The sequence below is a fragment of the Salinibacter altiplanensis genome (genome assembly GCF_002894645.1).
Classification (GTDB): Bacteria; Bacteroidota; Rhodothermia; order Rhodothermales; family Salinibacteraceae; genus Salinibacter; species Salinibacter altiplanensis.
The window spans coordinates 305873-323151 of the sequence record NZ_NCQY01000030.1 but is presented as its reverse complement, the minus strand read 5'-3'; the positions used below and the strand labels follow the sequence as shown (position 1 = coordinate 323151).

Here is a 17279-nt window from a genome sequence, read left to right as displayed (position 1 = left end):
GTCCGATCCCCCGTTCAGGGGACGCCCGGTGAGGGTTTCGGTGCCGGTATTCCGGGGGTCGAGCACGTCCGCGACGGTGGTGCCGTCGTAGTCGCCGTCCTCGAAGCCCGCGGCGAGGCGGCCGTACCAGTCCGGCCGATCGTTGTCATCCGTGCCCCCGCCGTTGCACCCCGCAAGCCCGCCCGAGAGCACGCCTACCACCCGCTGGTCGGCATCGTAGAGCGGGCCGCCCGAGGAGCCGCCCTCCGTCGTCCCCAGGTCCCAGTCGCCGATGCGGAGATGCGTGCTGCCATTTCTAGGGGCCCCGTATCCGGTAATCGAGGATGGATCGTCGTCGAAGCTGATGCGCTTGCCATGCCCTCGTGGGTGGTGAATGGTGACGCTCCGGGTCGTGGCGTCATCCTCCCGGCTCCATCCGTTCAGGTACAAGTTGTAGGAGGCGGGGATGTCGTCGTCGATCTCAACGAGGGTCAGGTCGGGCTTTCCAGAGATGCCCCCGTTCTGGTGTACGTTCCCGAAGCGAGCGCGGAGAAGGGCGCCGGAGGACGTCTGGTTCCACCCGCCGACGTTCAGGGAGTCATTCGGAAACCTGCCGTTCTCGTCCGAGCCGAGAGACCGGCAGTCGGCGGTCTGGAAGTTCCAGTAGAAGACCATGCTGTTTGCCTCGGCCGGGCTCTGGACACAGTGCTCGGCGGTCAGAAAGAGAGGACGGCCATCCCGAGCTGTGTTGTTGACCAGGGAGCCGGAGCAAAACAGGTTGTCCTGCCCCCGGCGCAGGGTGTACCCGCCCACGGCACGCACCTGGTTGCGCCAGGGATCGGCCTCCTCGCAGGCCACGTCGAGGTTGCAGGCCCCTGATTTCGAACGGGACGTTTGGGGACCCGTGGGCAAAGCCCGGTATCCGTGAACGACATGGCCGACCGTGAGCCCGGCGGCCCGTTGACGGTCGGCAATCTCTAGTTCCAGGATGAGCTCGTCTCCGCGAACGAGGGGGGTCCAGTGTTGGCCGTCGGTCGCATCTGCTGCCGTGTAGGGCCCGTGGACGGCCGAGTCGCCCGGGCCATGTACGAACAGGGTGGCGTCGGGGGGCAGCTGAAACGTCGAGAACCCGAGGCTCAGAGAGACGGCGTCGCGCGACGTGATGCGGAGACGCCACAGCCAGCGTCCAGACGGGAGCTGCTCCCAGGTGCCGTCCCGCGAGGGCGACAGGTGCGTGTCAATCGTTCGGCCGTACCGGTAGGGGCCGACCTGGTCCCGTGCCTCTCGATCTTCGGCCCGGAGTGTGGTGGCATCCACGGAGGGAAGGGTCTCCAGGGCAACCTCGGCGGTTGCACGAACCGTAGTCTGGTGCCGTGATGGAGGGGGCGTCCGTTCTTGGGCGGAGGCGGCACCGGCCATCCAGGCGTGTCCCACCAGCGCGGTGACCAAAAAAAGTGTGTGCTTCCACAGCGACATTGCACGTAAAGACCCGGTAGGGGTCGAAATTACGTATCGCTCGAGAGGTCGGATACGTCCGCGTCCATGTCCGCTACCGTCTCCGTCAGGTCATCCTTGTACGCGGCCATCTTGGCACGGAGGTCGGGGGCCCCGACGCCAAGAATCTGGACGGCCAGCAGGGCGGCGTTGTCGGCGGCGTTGATCGCCACCGAGCCCACGGGCACGCCGCCCGGCATCTGGACGATGGAGAGGAGCGAGTCGATCCCGTTCATCGTACTGGTTTTTACAGGGACGCCGATGACGGGGAGGGGCGTGCTGGCGGCGAGCATGCCAGGGAGGTGGGCCGCCCCGCCGGCGCCGGCGATAATGACCTCCACGCCGCGCTCCTGAGCGGTCTCGGCGTACTCTTTCATGACGCCGGGGGTGCGGTGGGCGGAGAGGACGCGCATCTCGTAGGACACGCCAAACTCATCGAGGACTTCGGCGGCCTCCTTCATCACGGGGAGGTCGGAGTCGCTGCCCATGGCAATGCCAACGGGCGGTGCATCGGATGTAGACATGGTCGGCTAAGGACACTATTGGAAAGACACGACGTAAATGTGGACGGAGTGCTCGGGGCGTGCCGCGGCCAAAAACAGAACGGACGTCTGGAGTCTCCCCGAGCGACTACAATTCAATTGCGTCGGCGGCCATCTCGGCGCGCTTCCGCGTATCGGCGCGGTCGGCACCGAGGGCGGTGACGTGGCCCATTTTGCGACCGGGACGGACATCGGGCTTGCCGTAGATGTGGGGGGTAACGCCGTCCGTCTCCAGGGCCCGAGACAAGCCAGTGGTTTCGGGGGGTGTTCCTTCGCGACGGCCCAGCACGTTGACCATGACGGCGACCGGGGTTCGCAATGAAGGATCCCCCAAGGGCCAGTCCAGAACGGCCCGTACGTGGTTTTCGAACTGGGAGGTGGCAGCGCCCTCGATCGAATAGTGGCCCGTGTTGTGGGGACGAGGGGCGAGCTCGTTCACCAGCACACGCCCATCTGGCATTTCGAAGAGTTCGACGGCGATGAGGCCGACTCCTTCGACTGCATCGACGGACCTCTGGGCAATGCGCCGGGCCTTCTCGGCAATGTCGTCGTCGATGGCTGCGGGGACCTCCACGGCGTGGCACCGATGGTCGCGCTGCTCGGTGTAGGCGACGGGATAGACGACCTGGTTCCCGTCGGGACGCCGGGCTACCTGCACCGCGAGTTCGCGCGTGAAGTCTGCAAACGTCTCCACCATCGCGCCATCCCCGGCGGCCAGGTCGGGCCAGGCCTGCCGAAGTTCGTCCGCGGAGTCGGCCGTGGCGTTGCCGTAGCCGTCGTAGGCCCCGCGATACTGTTTGAGGACCACTGGATAGCCGAGGGCCTCCGCGGCGTCGAGGGCCTCGGCGAGGGTCTCGCACCGCGCAAACTCGGGCACCGGGCACTCGGCATCCACCAAGTGCTGCTTCTGCACGCCCTTGTCCTTGATGAGGGACAGGGTTTTGGTCGAGGGCCAGAGGGCGGCATCGTCCGGCAATACCTCGGCGACGGCATCGGCGGGGGCCCACTCGCTCTCGACCGTCACCACGTCACAGTCGGCCGCAAAGGGACGGAGAACGTCCGGGTCGGTCCAGTCGCCGACCTGAGTCTCAGCATAGGGTCGCATCGGGCCGGCGTCCTTTGGCGACAACAGCCGGACCTCCACGTTCATGCGAATGGCCTCGGCCGCCATCATCTTGCCGAGTTGCCCGCCGCCAAGAATGCCGATCGTCGGAAATGGTGTACTCATGCGAAGAAAGTCCAGTCGGAGAGAAAGGGTGTATGGATGAACGTCAGCCCCTGAGCATGGGCCAGAGATGCATAAGGCTATGCCTCTTCCGGGTCGGTCTCCTCGGGGGGAGGCTCGCTGTGCAGGAGTTCGTCGAGCTCCTGTTCGTCGTCCACGAGCACGTCGCGGGCCTTCGTGCCGTTGAAGGGCCCGACGATGCTGGCTTCCTCCAACTGATCGACGATGCGGGCGGCGCGGGTGTACCCGACCGCCAGCTTGCGCTGGAGGAGCGACACGGAGCCCTGTTGACGACGCACGATGACCCGGGCTGCCTCCTCAAATTTCTCGTCGGTGTCCTCCACGCCCAGGGTTTCGTCCGGACCGTGGCCGGCATCCTGGAGGGAGGGAAGCGTGTAGGCAGTGACGCCGGGCTGGTCCGCCACGTGGTCGACGACCTCTTCCACCTCCTCCACGCTCACGAAGGGGCCCTGCAGGCGCTTCAGGTCGCTGCCACTCAGGAAAAGCATGTCCCCGTTCCCAACGAGGTCCTCGGCGCCGCCCTGGTCCAGGATGGTGCGGGAGTCGACCCGGGACGCCACCTCGAAGGCAATGCGGGACGGGAAGTTGGCCTTGATGACGCCGGTGACCACGTCGACCGACGGCCGCTGGGTCGCAAGGATGAGGTGAATGCCGACGGCCCGTGCCATTTGAGCAAGGCGTGAGATTGGGCCTTCCACGTCATCGCCGGCCGCCATCATCAGGTCGGCCAGCTCGTCGACCACCACCACCAGGTAGGGCATGTGCCGGTGCCCGTCCGTGGGGTCGAGCTCCCCGGCCTGAAACTTCTCATTGTACCCGGTAATGTTGCGCACGCTGGCGTCCGACAGCAGGTCGTACCGCATTTCCATCTCGTGCTCTACGCTCTTGAGGACCCCGGAGGCCTCGTCGATGTCGGTGATCACGGTCTGGTCAATGTCCTCCGGGACCGCCACGAACTGCGTTTCGAGCTGTGTGTACTGTTGCAACTCAATTTTCTTCGGGTCGATGATGACGAACCGCAGGTTCGCCGGATGACAGGCGTAGATGAGACCGGTGATGATGGAGTTTAGGCCCACAGACTTGCCAGACCCAGTGGCGCCCGCGATGAGAAGATGGGGCATGGTTGTGAGGTCGCCCACATGCACTTCTCCCTCAATGTTTTTGCCGAGGGGCAGGGGAAGTTGTAGGTCGGTGTCCTGAAACTTCCGGGTCCCGATTACGCTGCGGAGGCGGACCAGCTCGCGGTTCCGGTTTGGAATCTCGACCCCCACGGCCGATTTCCCGGGAATGGGGGCAATCATCCGGACGCCGGGCGCCGCCATCGCCATGGCCAGGTCGTCCTCGAGCGACTTGATGCGGCTGACCTTGACCCCTGGAGCGGGCGTGAGCTCGTAGCGCGTGACGGTTGGGCCCACCACGGCATTGATCTCCTCAATCTCGATGTTGTACATCTCGAGCTTGTCGAGGAGCACCCGCTTGTTCTCCTCAAGCTCCTCCCGGTTGATGGTGGGGCCGGTGTCCGCCGACTCATCGAGAAGGTCGAGGGACGGAGGCTCGTACTCGAAGTCCTCCGGCAACTCCGCGGTCCGCTCGATTTCGTCGGTCGTCTCCTCTTCGACCTGCTCCTGGATCGTCATCGAGACATCGTCCTCGGGGTCGTCGGGCGCGTTCGGGACTGGGGCGGCGTCTTCGGTCTCAGGGGGCTCCGGCGGGTCGGACGTGGATGCGTCTGAGGACGAGGAGGGGGGAGCCGTGTGGGCGGGGGCATCGTCCGGCGGGGTCTCTTCCGTCGCTGCCACAGCCGTCTCGCCGTCGGGAGACTCGCTCTGATCGTCGGCGGGCTGAGACGGGGGCGCCGCAGGTGTGGAGTCGTCCTCGGCGGCGGACGCGGCGGAATCGTTCCCGGGCCGAAACAAATCATTTCGACGAACGGACGAGTCCTCCAATTCGGGGGGATCGGGGCGGCCTGGAGGAGAAGAGGAAGGCGCAGGGGCGGCGGGATCTTGTTCGGTGGGAGACGGCGAAGGATCGCTCGCAGAAGAGGCCGACGCGGACGCCGAGGGGGAGGCCGGCGAGGCCTGGTCGGTCGCGGTCCGCGTCTCCTCCGGTACGGTGTGGGTCCGGGCCTGTGTCCACTGGTTCTGGATGTAGGCTCCGGTGGCAGAGACGCCCGTCACGATTGCGCAGGCGGCCTCAATGATGCGGTCCACCGTGCGCTGAACGTCGTGGTCCACCACGAGCAGGAGCAGGATTGCCCCCGCGAGCAGGAGGAGGATGAAGGAGCCGACCTCCCCGAGAACGTTTTGCATCCAGCCTGCGGTGCCGATGCCGACGCTTCCTGCCCACGCCCGAAGAGAGACATCCGCCGCGTGGTGGCCCCAGCCTACGAAGCAGGACAGGACGAAGGCAGAACAGACCGTCAGGAGGGACGGATAGAGGAGCCGATGCAGCGAGGCATGACGAAAGATTGCGTAGCCCCATACCATGAGCAGGCTGCTCAGCAGGAGCACGCCGTAGCCGATAAAGCCGGGCACGAACGTTTCCGCGAGCCGACTGCCCAAAAGCCCGAGTACGTTCTGGACAGGCCCGTCGGCCTGGGCGCTTTGCGGATTGAACACGACCTCAGACCACTCCGCCGAACGAAGAACGACGGCGTCGCTGGGGTGGTAGCTGGCAAAGGCAAGCGATACCAACAGGGCGAAGACCATCACCACCAGCCCAATAATCTCCACCTTCCGACGCGGGGAGATCAAAAAGGTCTCCTCCGTATTTGTGTCGGAATCCGAGGCAGCCATACGACCGAACAGGCGAGTCGGAGAGTGGAAGTTGCAGCGATAGGCCGGGGCTTTGCGTGTGCACCCGTTGTTTGATTGAAGTGCACAGGGTCCGTAAAGTGGGCTCAACGCGGCACAAATGCAACGGAGCGGCACGGACGAGCGCTCCGCGCGTGTGCAGAAAAAGGGCGTGTGCTACGCCGAGGCGACATCCTCGTACAGAAGAAGCCGGTTCTCCGTATAGTAGGGCAGCACGGGCAGGGCGTCGATCCGGAAGCAGTAGTCCAGGTCCGCTTCACAGTTCTGTTCGGCAAGCCACTCGGCGTGGTTGGCCCCCCGGAGGGCATTGTCGAGATCGTCCCGGTCCGTGTGGTACAGCGTGTAGGCGGTGTGGGCCGAGTCCGTGACGGGGTACGGCTCGTTCCCGTCCCAGAGGCGATCGAGCAGAAGTCCTGCACAGAGGGTGTCTTCCAGGGCGAGGCGGTTCTGGCGGCCTGCACAGACGATGGTTACGGCGTCGGCCGTCCGACGGATGAAGTCGACGACGCGGCCTGCGTTCAGAAAGGAGGCGACCACGAGGGTCTCGGCCTCTTTTGCCTGTTCCAAGGCCTGCGTTCCGTTGGAGGTGTTCAGAATGATATCCCGGCCCTCCACGACGTCCTGTGTGTACTCGTGTGGCGAGTTGCCAAGGTGGTATCCTTCAATCTGCTCTCCATTGCGTTCGCCCCCGAGTCGATACATATCGGGGTCGAGGTTGCTGGCAATTTTTCCGGCCCGGGCCATGTCGGGAACCGGCATTACGGCCCGGGCGCCCCGCTCAAGGGCCGTTACGATGGTAGAACAGGCCCGGAGTACGTCGATGACAATGACCGTCCGGTCCTGGACATCGCCTTCCGAAATGTTCGAGTGCGTCAAAAAGACTTCAGCGTCCATCGGAACGGCGAGTCAGGTGAAGGGGAGGGGGGAGCGCGAGAAGCGGAGACGGGCCTACGCCTTCTCGTGGAACGGGGGCTCGACCACGTCCACGTCGAACGTACGGCGTCGACTCGCGACCTGTAGGGACTGTCCCGGCTCCGTATAGGAGGCCTCATTGGGAACGTAGCCGAGGCCGATGCCCGCATCGAGGAGGGGCGACTGCGTGCCGCTGGTGACGACCCCGATGGCGGTGCCCGTCGGCGACTGAAGGACGTCGTCGTGGCGCGGGATGCCCCGTTCCGTGGCCATGAAGCCCACGAGCCGGCGCTCCGGGCCGTGCTCGTGAATCTCCCGCAGGGCCTCCCGCCCGATGAAGTCGCCCTTGTCCAGCTTCACCAGCCAACCCAGCTGCGCCTCGTAGGGGTTGATTTCTTCCGTGATGTCGTTGCCGTGCAGGCAGAGCCCTGCCTCAAGCCGGAGCGTGTCGCGGGCGCCAAGGCCGGCCGGTGTCAGGCCCCGATCCGCCCCCGCTTCGAGAAGGGTCGTCCACACGTGCCGGGCCCGGCCGGCGGGGACGTACAGCTCGAGGCCCGGCTCGCCGGTGTATCCGGTCCGGGAGATGAGGGCGGTCTCGCAGTCGAGAAACGCTCCATCAGACTGTTCCCAGAAGTGATAGAACGACAGGTCGTCGAGGTCATCGTTGAGGAAGGGCTGGGCGATATCGAGCGCCTTCGGGCCCTGAAGGGCAAGAAGGGCCGTCTCGGTAGAGACATCCCGAAGCGTGGCGTCCATGGGGTTGTGATCGTGCATCCACGCCAGGTCCCGCTCCCTGTTGGCGGCGTTTAGGACCATCAGGTACTCGTCTTCGGCACGGCGGTACACGATGCCGTCGTCGATGATGCCGCCGTCGGGGGTGCACATGACCGTGTACATCGCGCGCCCGTCGTAGAGCGTCTCGGCGTCGTTGGTGACGAGGTGCTGGACGAGGCTGAGGGCCTGATCGCCCTGAATGAGCACCTCGCCCATGTGGCTCACGTCGAACAGTCCGGCGTCGTTGCGGACGGCCATGTGCTCGTCGATGATGCTGTCGTACTGCACGGGCATCTCGAAGCCGCCGAATTCCATCATGCGGGCGCCACGCTCCTCGTGGACGCCGTGGAGGGGAGTGGTCTGAAGAGACGAAGCAGAATTGGCCATCGGAAGAGACAAAAAGCTGCGAAGGGGCAACGACAGGCACGAGTGGAGCCGTGAACCTACGGCCCCTCATAATATCCGATGGCGGCAGTTTAGTCAACGAAGGGGGGATGATTTCGCGGGGGAGGCTACGGACGCCGAGCGTCATAGCCGGCCTCCGACAGCACCGCGACGGCCTTGTCGGCGTCGTCCGCCTCCTCAAACGCCAGCCGAAAGGTCCCTCCGGTCCCCTCCCGAATGGTTTGAAGCTCGATGTCCTTGATGTTGAGGTCCGCGTCGAGGAGGTGCCCCGACAGTTCGTGGAGGACGCCCGCCTCGTCTGGGGCCTGCACGTAAACGTCGGACAGCGGGTGGAGGAAGCCCTTGCCCTCCCCCGGCATCGCGTCGCGGGCCGTGCGCGCCTCTGCGAAGGTGTCCTCAAGGGCCTCCAGGTCTTCTTCGATGAGCCGGTTTCGGAGGGTGCGAAGGCCCCGACGCAGGCGACTCAGGGCGTCGTGGATCTCACGCTCGTTGCCCACGAGCACGTCTCGCCACATGCCGAAGGGGGACGACGCAATGCGGGTCATGTCACGGAACCCGCCCCCGGCGAGCTGTAGGGCCAGGTCTTGCTCCTCAGTGGTGGCGACGAGGTTGACAAGGGCCACGGACAAGAGTTGTGGCACGTGGCTGGTGGCGGCGACGAGGCGATCATGGCGAGAGGCGTTCAGCACGAGCGGTCGACTACCGGTGGCCTCGACCAACTCGACGACGGGAGCCAGCGGTCCCTCCAGGGCATCCTCGTCGGTCTCCTCCGGAAGGCAGAGGCTGTAGACGGCATTCTCAAACAGCAATGGGTCCGCGTGCTCAATGCCGCTGTGCTCGGCGCCCGCCATGGGATGACCGCCCAGGAACGTAGAATGGTCGGGCAGTACATCCGCAGCCTGTTCAAGGACGGGTTCTTTCACCGAGGCAACATCGGTTACGACGCATCCATCCGGAAGCGCGTCGGCAATGGTCTCCAGTAGTCGAACCGTCGTGGCGAGGGGCGTGGCGAGCACGACGAGGTCCGTGTCCTGTACTGCGGACACCGGGTCGGCCGCCTTCTTGTCAATGGCCCCGCGCTCCTCGGCTTGTTCTAAGACCTCCGGCCGGTCGTGCCCGACGATCGTGAGCTCCGGCCGTCGTTGGGCCCACGCGAGCCCGAGCGAGCCGCCGATAAGACCCGTTCCGATAATGGTAAGTCGTTTGATCATGCGCGGTGGGGAGGGTAACGAGAAGAGACGGCGTCCGTGAGGGGGCCTACGAACGCAGGCGAAGGACAAATGCACGCCAGGGCCGCGGCGAATGTTCAGCAGGAGGAGAGGAAGCAGCCCGAAGTACGGGCCAACAGCGGCTCAGGAGTAACGGGATCCCCTGCCACGAACGTGTCCCGTGAAAAAGAGGCGAAGGAAGCGCTTTTTGTCTCTGGCGACCGTCACAAGGGGAGACCCTTGACGTAGCGCCTGGTGCTTCTCCATCCAAAGAATCTCTCAGCCCTGCCCAGCGAGCCTGAGTGAGGATGTTCACGCACCCAATCACCAGCCTCCCCATCTTGCTTCCATGATTCGGAAAGTAGACAAGCAGTCGAGCGCCCACGTCAAGGTTACATTTGTCCTTCCGGAGGAGCATCCGTACGGGGATGAGGTCTCGGTCGTCGGGGATTTCAACGACTGGACGCCCGGGGAGCATCGCTTCGTCCGCCGCAGCAACCAGACCTACAGCACAAACGTTCTGCTCTCGGAAAACGGGCACTACGCCTTCCGCTACTACAGCGAGGAGGACGGATGGATCAACGACGAAGAGGCCGACGCCTTCGAGCCCAGTGGCTTCGGGACGACGAATTGCGTGGTGGCGACGTAGCCCTCATTCCGCTTCGGGATCGATGGTGTGCTGCGCAGGAAGACGTCAGTCCTGAAGGGCAGCGGCGATGTCTTCTGGTGCCGTCGACGGGTTGAACGAGTCCTCCCGCAGGTTGGTCAGCACGACGCACGTGCCACGCGATGAGACGACAAACCGTTTCGGGTCCTCGTCGGCGCCCGGAAACGTAACCTCAACTGAGCGGCCCTCGTCGGCGGCCTGCTCGCGCAGGTCTGCAATTTGGGCGGCGTCGGGGGGGGCATCGAGGGAGGGCGTCGAATCAGTCATGCGAGGGGGGCGATCCGTGAACGAGACTGGGAGAAGAAACCTTGAACCCCGTACAACATCCCCTCTTCGTGGGGACAAGGGACTCGTGGAAGCAGGGAGTGTCCTGGTGGTGCAGAGCGGGCCCGAGCTATTCGGCGTCGGTGGGGCGCCGGAGACTCGTGACGAAGACGAATCCGTCAGGGTTCCGGACCGCGATCCGGAACGCGTCGCCGGGCTTGACCCCCTGGTACGCCTCCATGAAGGCACTCATGTCCGAAACCTGCTCGCCGGCCATTTTGAAAATGACCTGCCGAGGCTGAAGGCCCGAGTCTCGAATCATCCGGCTGGACTGGTCCACGCCCGTGATGACGACGCCCCGCGCCTCATCGAGGCCGAGGCGCCGGGCAATGTCAGGCGTAACATCCTGCAGCTGGAGGCCCAGCTCTTTCTGAAGGGCCTCGGCGGACGATGGGCTTTCGCCTCCCTGATCGCCCTCACCCGACGCCGCCATGCTCTCGCCCCGGGCGCCCAGCGTAACCGAGAGGGTGCGTGTCTCCCCGTCGCGGTTAATCTGGAGGGAGGCCTCCTCCCCGGGCCGCATGCTGGCAATCTGGTTGCCCAGCTGGAGGTAGTTTTCCAGCGGGGTGCCGTTGATCCCGGTGATGATATCGCCAGCCTCGAGCCCGGCTTCGCCCGCGGGATCTCCCTCTTCTACCTGCGAGACGATCGCCGAGCCCTTGGGCAGACTTTCGTTTTCCAGGAGAGTCTCCGGGGCTTTGCGGTAGCGGATCCCAAGGTAGGCCCGTTGCACATCGCCCTCTTCGATGATCTGGGTGGCGATGCGCTCGACGGTGTTGGACGGAACGGCGAACCCGATGCCCTGATTGCCGCCGGATCGGGACACGATGGCGGTGTTGATGCCCACGAGCTGCCCCTGCAAATTGACGAGGGGGCCGCCCGAGTTTCCGGGGTTGATGGCCGCGTCGGTCTGGATGAAGTTCTGCACCCCGCCGCCCTGATTGGAGCCCCGGCCCCGCTGGGGGCTGGCCTGAAGGCGCCCGAGGGCACTGATGATGCCGGCCGTAACGCTGTTGTTGAGCTGGGGGGTGAGCGGCGAGCCGAACGCCATCACCCACTGTCCTACGCTAATCTGCTCCGAGCTGCCAAAGCTGATGGCCGTCATGTCGGAGGCATCCACCTTCAGCACGGCCAGGTCCTTGTACTGGTCGGTGCCCACGACTTCCGCCTCGTACTGCTCGCCCCCCAGGGTCTGGACGCTCAACTGCTCGGCGTCCTGAATCACGTGGTTGTTGGTCACGATGTGCCCGTCGGAGCGCACGACGACCCCGGAGCCAAGTCCCTGTCGGACCTCGGGCTCCGATGGTCCGCGCTGGCCAAAGAACCGCTCGAACGGAGTGCCCTCGAACGGATTGCGCCGCTGGCGGTCCACCACCTTGGCGGCTCGGATCTGGACGACGGCCGGATTGACGGACGCAGCGACCTCCGAAAACGCCGTCTCAAATCCGCTGGGCGTGCTGGGAGCGGACTGTTCAACCTGTGTCGAGCCGTCGAGGGCGGCGGCCTGTCCGGAAGTGCCGACGGCGTCGCCCACCCCAAACAAGTTTGCGCCGGCGGTGGCGAACAGGATGCCGCCCAGAAATGCGCCTCCGACGACGATGGCGAGGGAGACCTTGCCTTGCGTGCTCATGGGACGTGCGGAAAGTCGTAGAAAAAAACGCGATGGGGGAGAAGGGGTCGCCGGCGATCGTCTTCGATCGTTGCGGCGATGCCTTGTGGCCTCTCTGAACGGGCGCCCCCCGGAGTTTCGTACCGCCGTCTGTCCGGGACATGTAACAACGTGGGCTCGCCGGGGGAAGTGCCGTGGCACTGGGCCGTGGGGCCCCCGTCCGGGGCACCGGCGTCACTCGTCCCCGGGCACGCCCGGTTCCGTCATGCGACGGAGGTCCAGGTACTCGTCGAGTTCGTCGTCGTCGAGTAGGCCCATCCGCTTCACCACCGTCTGGACGCTCTCGCGGTTCGCCGCGGCCGTCTTGGCCACCTCACTGGCCTTGTCGTAGCCGATGGCTGTGTTGAGGGCCGTCGCGACGGAGGGGTTCAGTTCCAGAAGCTCCCGACAGCGCTCCCGATCTGCCTCAATGCCCTCCACGCATTTGCTCCGGAAGGCGTCCACGCTGTGTGCGAGCAGGTCGATGCTCTGGAGCATGGCGTGGGCCATCACGGGCATCATCACGTTCAGCTCAAAGTTGCCGTGCGTGTTGGCGACCGTGAGGGTCTGGTGGTTCCCGGTGACCTGCGTGGCGACCATCATGACCTGTTCGCTCTGCACGGGATTTACCTTCCCGGGCATGATGGAGGAGCCAGGCTGGATGACCGGTAGTTTGATTTCGCCGATGCCGCTCGTGGGGCCGCTGGAGAGAAGCCGCAGGTCATTGGCAATCTTAAGCAGGGCCGTGGCAAGGGTGTTCAGGGCCCCGTGGGCGTCCACGTAGAGTTCCTTGCCGGCCTGCTGGGCGAAGTGGTTGTCCGTTTTGTAGAACGAGAGGCCGGTGGCGTCGGTGAGGTGCTGGAGGGCCGTTTCGGAAAAGTTCTCTGGACAGTTGAGTCCCGTGCCGGTGGCGGTGCCGCCGAGGGTGACCTCCGAGAGGCGGTTCGATGCCAACTCGATCCGCTGGATTGCGTGTTCGATCTGGGCCGCATAGCCGCCAAACTCTTGTCCCAGGCGCACCGGGGTGGCGTCCATCAGGTGGGTCCGACCGCTTTTCAGCACGTCGTCGAAGGCCTCCGCCTTTTCTTCAAACGCCGTCTGAAGGGCCTCCAGGGCCGGCAAGAGATCGTGCTCGATGCCCATCCGCGCGGCGACATGGAGGGTGGTCGGGATCGTATCGTTCGACGACTGCGACCTGTTTACGTCGTCGTTGGGGTGAACGGCCTTGCTGCCCCGGTCGGCCCCGAGAAGAACGGAGGCCCGGTTGGCGATCACCTCGTTGGCGTTCATGTTTGTGGAGGTGCCGCTGCCCGTCTGGAAAATGTCGAGCACGAATTCCTCGTCGTGCGTGCCGTCGATCACCTCCTCGGCGGCCTCGACAATCGCCCCGGCGGTGTCGTCCCCCAGGCGGTTGAGGTCCTGATTGGCCCGGGCGGCCGCCCGCTTGACGTGGCCGAGGGCTTCGACGAAGCGGCGGGAGAACCGAAGGTCGCTGACGGGAAAGTTCTCCTTCGCCCGCTGGGTCTGGGCGCCGTAGAGGGCCGTGGCGGGAACGCGCACGTCTCCGAGCGAGTCGCTTTCGGTGCGGTAGTCAGAGCTCATTGCGAGAAAGAGGCAGATGAAGCGGGAAGCGAAAGGGCACTGTGCGGCCTCGGCGTCGAGCGAGGGGCGACGGACTGGGCTCGACCCCACGCAGGGCGAACGCCCCGCGTCTCGGACTCCGCACTCGTGGATGTGATCCGGGCCTGGGGCCGGAGGGGCCGGAACGCCGTCGGGACGGGTCGCGCCTGCGAAAAAACGCCTGTGAAAGTCCGTGTGGGCCGGGTCGTCACATGGCGAAGGAGGAGGGACGGGAATCCGATGAACGACATGCGATGACCGTCCGCACCAAACAAAAGCCCCGCTCTGCGCCGCTGTGCGGCGGAAAGCGGGGGAGAAGTGGTCAGGGGCGGATTCGAACCGCCGACACACGGCTTTTCAGGCCGTTGCTCTACCACCTGAGCTACCTGACCACGCAACACCCACGAATGTACTAGCCTCACCCGCGCCTGTCAACGACCGTCCCCGGTGTTTCACTCCCCCTTCAACGAGGAGGGGTCGTGGGGGGTGGAGATGGGCTGCCCCCCTTCGTCCGAGTCCCCCGAACGACGCACGCCCCACATCAGTTTCGACCGGAGCGTGTGGAAAAAGTGTTGTCCAGGGAGCTTGACGAGATTGACTGTGTGGTCGGCCCGCTCCACGCTGAACTCCAGATTGTGCTCGTCGAACATTGTGCTTTGTCCGTCCGCAGCAAAGACGTACGGTTGATCGTTTTCACGGACCTGACAGGTGACAGTGGCGTCGGCCGAGAGCACGATCGGACGAACCGTGAGGGTATGAGGGGCGATGGGGTTTAGAATGATGGCGTCCACCCCAGGGGTGATAATGGGGCCGCCGGTCGAGAGCGAGTATGCGGTAGAGCCCGTGGGGGTACCAATGATGAGGCCGTCGGCCCAGTAGGTGTTCAAGGGGGTGCCATCGACGACGACCTCAATTTCGATGAGCCCGGCTGCCCCGCTGCGGTCCAGGACGAACTCGTTGAGGGCCCACTCGGTGTCGAGCCCGGAGCCGGCCTCCAGGTTGGCCTGAAGGACCAGCCGTTCCTCCGTCCGGTAGTTCCCGGCCTCCAGGGCGTCGATGGCGTCGTGGATCTGCTCGATTTCAATGTCGGCGAGGAACCCGAGGCGACCGATGTTGACGCCCAAAAGCGGTGTGCCGTTGGGCCCTGTCCGGTGGGCGGTGCGCAGGAGGGTGCCGTCCCCGCCGAAGGAGAGCACAACGTCGCCGGCCTCCGCCACGTCGTCCACGGCATGGGTGCGGCACACGTCCTCGGCAAAGAGATCATGTTCCATCAGGCCAGTGGCGATGGGCTCGTGGATCCGGAACGGGAGGTTGTCATCTAGCAGTCGGTCGATGAGCCTCGCCAACGGGGCCCAGAGCGCATCCTTGGTTGGGTTTCCGGTGATGCCGTAGACCATGTAGGGGGCGTTCAGAGCATGGGGAAAAGGCCAGCAGCGGCCGTGTACAACAGTCGCCTCAAAGCCCAGGGGCGAAAGAACGTTCCGAGCAGCCCCCCTGCATGAACCCCAAAACTTTTTCAGTTCTCAAACATTGTGTTCGGCGTGAAGCTTTCTGCTTATAAAAATCTGGAACGCCATGCTGCGTCGCTGCGCTTTCCCCGACGGTCGCTTCGTCATGCGAACCTCGGTTCTGCACGTGGTGTCTGCCGTTCTCTTCCTTTCGATGTGTGTTCCTGCCGAGGCCCAGCCGCAAATGGAGACGTCGGATCGATGGGACGTGGGCTCTACCGTCCAGGCCGTCTTCATGGACGGGATTTCCACGGCCACGGGAATTGGGGTCAACGTGTCGTGGTGGGAATCCGGAGCGTGGGGCGGGCGGATCGGCCTGCGCCGCGACGCCGCTGTTCAGCGGGACCTCCGTCGGGCGTACGAGGGGGCCACCTCGTGGGCGGACCAGCGGCGCTACAACGTGACGACAGCGGTCGTGTGGCGGCCCGTCCGGTCCGACGGAGCGGTTCATCAGACGCTTCAGATGTCTGCGGGACCCACCCTTCAGGTGCGACGGGGCGAGCGGCCTCGCATCATCGGGGCGGTCGACCAGGGACTCACCATCCGTCGAATTTTGGCGGATCCGGGCGTGGCCGCCGACAACGCCTATCTGGATCGGAGCCAGTCCACCCCGCTGTTCCTCACTACGTGGGACACCAACCAGACCAACGTGGGCCTGACGATTGGGCTGCGGTACGGGCTCACCTACAAGTCGGTTACCGTGGAGGGACTCGTCACGGGACGGAAGGTGACGAATATCGATGGGGTGACCGTCGGGGCCGGTGGGGCCTTTCGAGTTTCCCTCTGACCGCGATCCGTGACCTACGGGCGCACGAGATAAACGGAGCAGGGAGCGAAGACGGCCACCTGGTGGCTCACCGTGCCGACCGGGCTGTCCGGATCGTCCCGATTGACGCGGTGTGATCGCATCACGAGGAGGTCCGCGTTCTCTTCTTCGGCGACCCGAGTGATCTCGGGGCCTTGTTCCCCGTAGGTGATCAGGGAGTCGACGTCAAACCCGTCCTCGGCCAGGGTGGACGCCCAGTCCCCCAACTTCTTCTCGGCCTCCTGCTGGAGGTCCGCGTAAAAGTCGTCCATCTCGCCGGGCGCTTCGTCCTGAAGCGTTTCGATGGCGTGGTGCAGCAGCATGCGGGTGTCGCCTGGGGTCGAGAGCGCCCGGGCCCTGTCGAGAACGTGGTCGTTGGCGCTGGAGAGATCGACCGGAATTAGGAGGACGTCGTACATGCAGTAGAGGAAGAGCGAGGCAAAGCAGGGTGGAGGGGGATCTCCGGGCCTCTGGGGGAGAGAGGGCCCCGGATCTCCCACTCGTAGTGTATCATTTAACCACCGAAGAGAAAAGCCGCAGCACAACCTTCCTTACTGTGGATATGGCACGCTCTGATCTCCAATCCTTGCGACGGTCCTTGGCGCGTCGCCTGCGAGAGAAGGCCGAGCTGGAGCAGATGATTCGTGCGGCCCACTCGCAATTCGAAGAGGAAGTGGCGCCGCTCCAGGAGGAGGTCCTTCGGCTTCAGATGGCGCGCCTCAAAGAAGCAGCGCAGGCACGCATGCGGAGCGCGCGTCTCCGCAATGCCTACCACGATGCCCAGGAGGCCTACGACGCGTTCCAGGAGCGACGGCAGCAGGCCTCCCCGAGGACGGCCCGCTCCGATCCAGACCTGAAAGGCACCTACCGCCGGGCCACGAAGCTGTGTCATCCGGACACGGTTGCCGATCCGTACCATGAAGAGGCGACCGCTACGTTCCGGGCCCTCGAATCGGCGTTTGACGCCGAGCATCCGGCGGCGGTGCAGGCCATCGCCAACTCCCTGGAGACGTGGGGCTTTCCCCGAGCTCCTACTGCCCCGCCCGAGTCATCGCTGCCCGGCACGAAAGAATCCCTGCGGCACGCGGTGTCGGAGCTTGAGGCCTCGATCGAGCGTCTCCACGCCTCGGGGGCGTACGAGGCCGTACCTGCGGCCGAAGATGCCGACCCGGAGTCGGCCCTCAGGGCCCGCAAGCGCGCCCTCCGAAAACGTCTCCGAACGCTCAAGCGCCGGCCGTCGGCCCGCGTCTGAAGAGTGATGAAGGATCGGTGGGCCCAGGCGTTGTCCATTGTGATTTGGGGCGTGGACGGCTACGTTTTACCGGTACGAACTG

At 64.9% G+C, this 17279-nt stretch carries 15 protein-coding genes and 1 tRNA gene; 3 read left to right on the top strand and 13 right to left on the bottom strand.

Annotated features, from left to right (window positions below; all coding sequences use genetic code 11):
• The 7 genes from B7R93_RS13405 to B7R93_RS13375 form a co-directional block, all read right to left on the bottom strand.
• The coding region (locus B7R93_RS13405) for a trypsin-like peptidase domain-containing protein (RefSeq protein ID WP_232798448.1) at positions 1-1428 on the bottom strand (1428 nt) is incomplete at its 3' end.
• Between the two features lie 56 nt (positions 1429-1484).
• Positions 1485-1997, bottom strand: coding sequence for a 5-(carboxyamino)imidazole ribonucleotide mutase (gene purE, locus B7R93_RS13400; protein ID WP_103021254.1), 513 nt, complete (start codon positions 1995-1997; stop codon positions 1485-1487).
• Between the two features lie 106 nt (positions 1998-2103).
• Positions 2104-3243, bottom strand: coding sequence for a 5-(carboxyamino)imidazole ribonucleotide synthase (purK, locus tag B7R93_RS13395; RefSeq protein WP_103021253.1), 1140 nt, complete (start codon positions 3241-3243; stop codon positions 2104-2106).
• A 77-nt stretch (positions 3244-3320) separates the two neighbouring features.
• Positions 3321-6056 (bottom strand): DNA translocase FtsK, encoded by a 2736-nt coding sequence (locus tag B7R93_RS13390; RefSeq protein ID WP_103021252.1) that lies wholly within the window; start codon positions 6054-6056, stop codon positions 3321-3323.
• A 174-nt stretch (positions 6057-6230) separates the two neighbouring features.
• Positions 6231-6968 (bottom strand): 2-phosphosulfolactate phosphatase, encoded by a 738-nt coding sequence (locus B7R93_RS13385; protein WP_103021251.1) that lies wholly within the window; start codon positions 6966-6968, stop codon positions 6231-6233.
• Between the two features lie 54 nt (positions 6969-7022).
• Entirely contained in the window at positions 7023-8147 is a 1125-nt protein-coding gene (gene gcvT / locus B7R93_RS13380) for a glycine cleavage system aminomethyltransferase GcvT (RefSeq protein WP_103021250.1), read from the bottom strand.
• A 125-nt stretch (positions 8148-8272) separates the two neighbouring features.
• A complete protein-coding gene (locus tag B7R93_RS13375; RefSeq protein WP_103021249.1) occupies positions 8273-9376 on the bottom strand; it encodes a prephenate dehydrogenase in 1104 nt (367 codons plus the stop codon).
• 346 nt (positions 9377-9722) lie between these two features.
• Here B7R93_RS13375 and B7R93_RS13370 point away from each other — a divergent pair, with 346 nt between their 5' ends.
• Positions 9723-10022 (top strand): isoamylase early set domain-containing protein, encoded by a 300-nt coding sequence (locus B7R93_RS13370; RefSeq protein WP_103021248.1) that lies wholly within the window; start codon positions 9723-9725, stop codon positions 10020-10022.
• 45 nt (positions 10023-10067) lie between these two features.
• Here B7R93_RS13370 and B7R93_RS13365 read toward each other — a convergent pair whose 3' ends face one another.
• From B7R93_RS13365 to B7R93_RS13345, 5 genes are all read right to left on the bottom strand, one after another.
• Entirely contained in the window at positions 10068-10307 is a 240-nt protein-coding gene (locus tag B7R93_RS13365; RefSeq protein WP_103021247.1) for a hypothetical protein, read from the bottom strand.
• 127 nt (positions 10308-10434) lie between these two features.
• On the bottom strand, positions 10435-11994 hold the full coding sequence (locus B7R93_RS13360) for a trypsin-like peptidase domain-containing protein (protein WP_103021246.1): 1560 nt from the start codon (positions 11992-11994) through the stop codon (positions 10435-10437).
• A 213-nt stretch (positions 11995-12207) separates the two neighbouring features.
• Entirely contained in the window at positions 12208-13614 is a 1407-nt protein-coding gene (locus tag B7R93_RS13355; protein ID WP_103021245.1) for a class II fumarate hydratase, read from the bottom strand.
• A gap of 337 nt (positions 13615-13951) precedes the next feature.
• A tRNA-Phe gene (locus tag B7R93_RS13350) sits at positions 13952-14024 on the bottom strand.
• A gap of 60 nt (positions 14025-14084) precedes the next feature.
• Positions 14085-15029, bottom strand: coding sequence for an NAD(+)/NADH kinase (locus tag B7R93_RS13345; RefSeq protein ID WP_103021244.1), 945 nt, complete (start codon positions 15027-15029; stop codon positions 14085-14087).
• 265 nt (positions 15030-15294) lie between these two features.
• On the opposite strand from B7R93_RS13345, the gene B7R93_RS13340 reads away from it, so the two are divergent.
• Positions 15295-15927, top strand: a complete 633-nt coding sequence (locus tag B7R93_RS13340; protein WP_232798447.1) for a hypothetical protein — start codon at positions 15295-15297, stop codon at positions 15925-15927.
• 14 nt (positions 15928-15941) lie between these two features.
• On the opposite strand, the gene B7R93_RS13335 is transcribed toward B7R93_RS13340, so the two are convergent.
• Positions 15942-16364, bottom strand: a complete 423-nt coding sequence (locus tag B7R93_RS13335) for a universal stress protein (RefSeq protein WP_103021242.1) — start codon at positions 16362-16364, stop codon at positions 15942-15944.
• A 143-nt stretch (positions 16365-16507) separates the two neighbouring features.
• Here B7R93_RS13335 and B7R93_RS13330 point away from each other — a divergent pair, with 143 nt between their 5' ends.
• Entirely contained in the window at positions 16508-17197 is a 690-nt protein-coding gene (locus B7R93_RS13330; protein WP_157942305.1) for a hypothetical protein, read from the top strand.
• Positions 17198-17279: the final 82 nt, after the last annotated feature.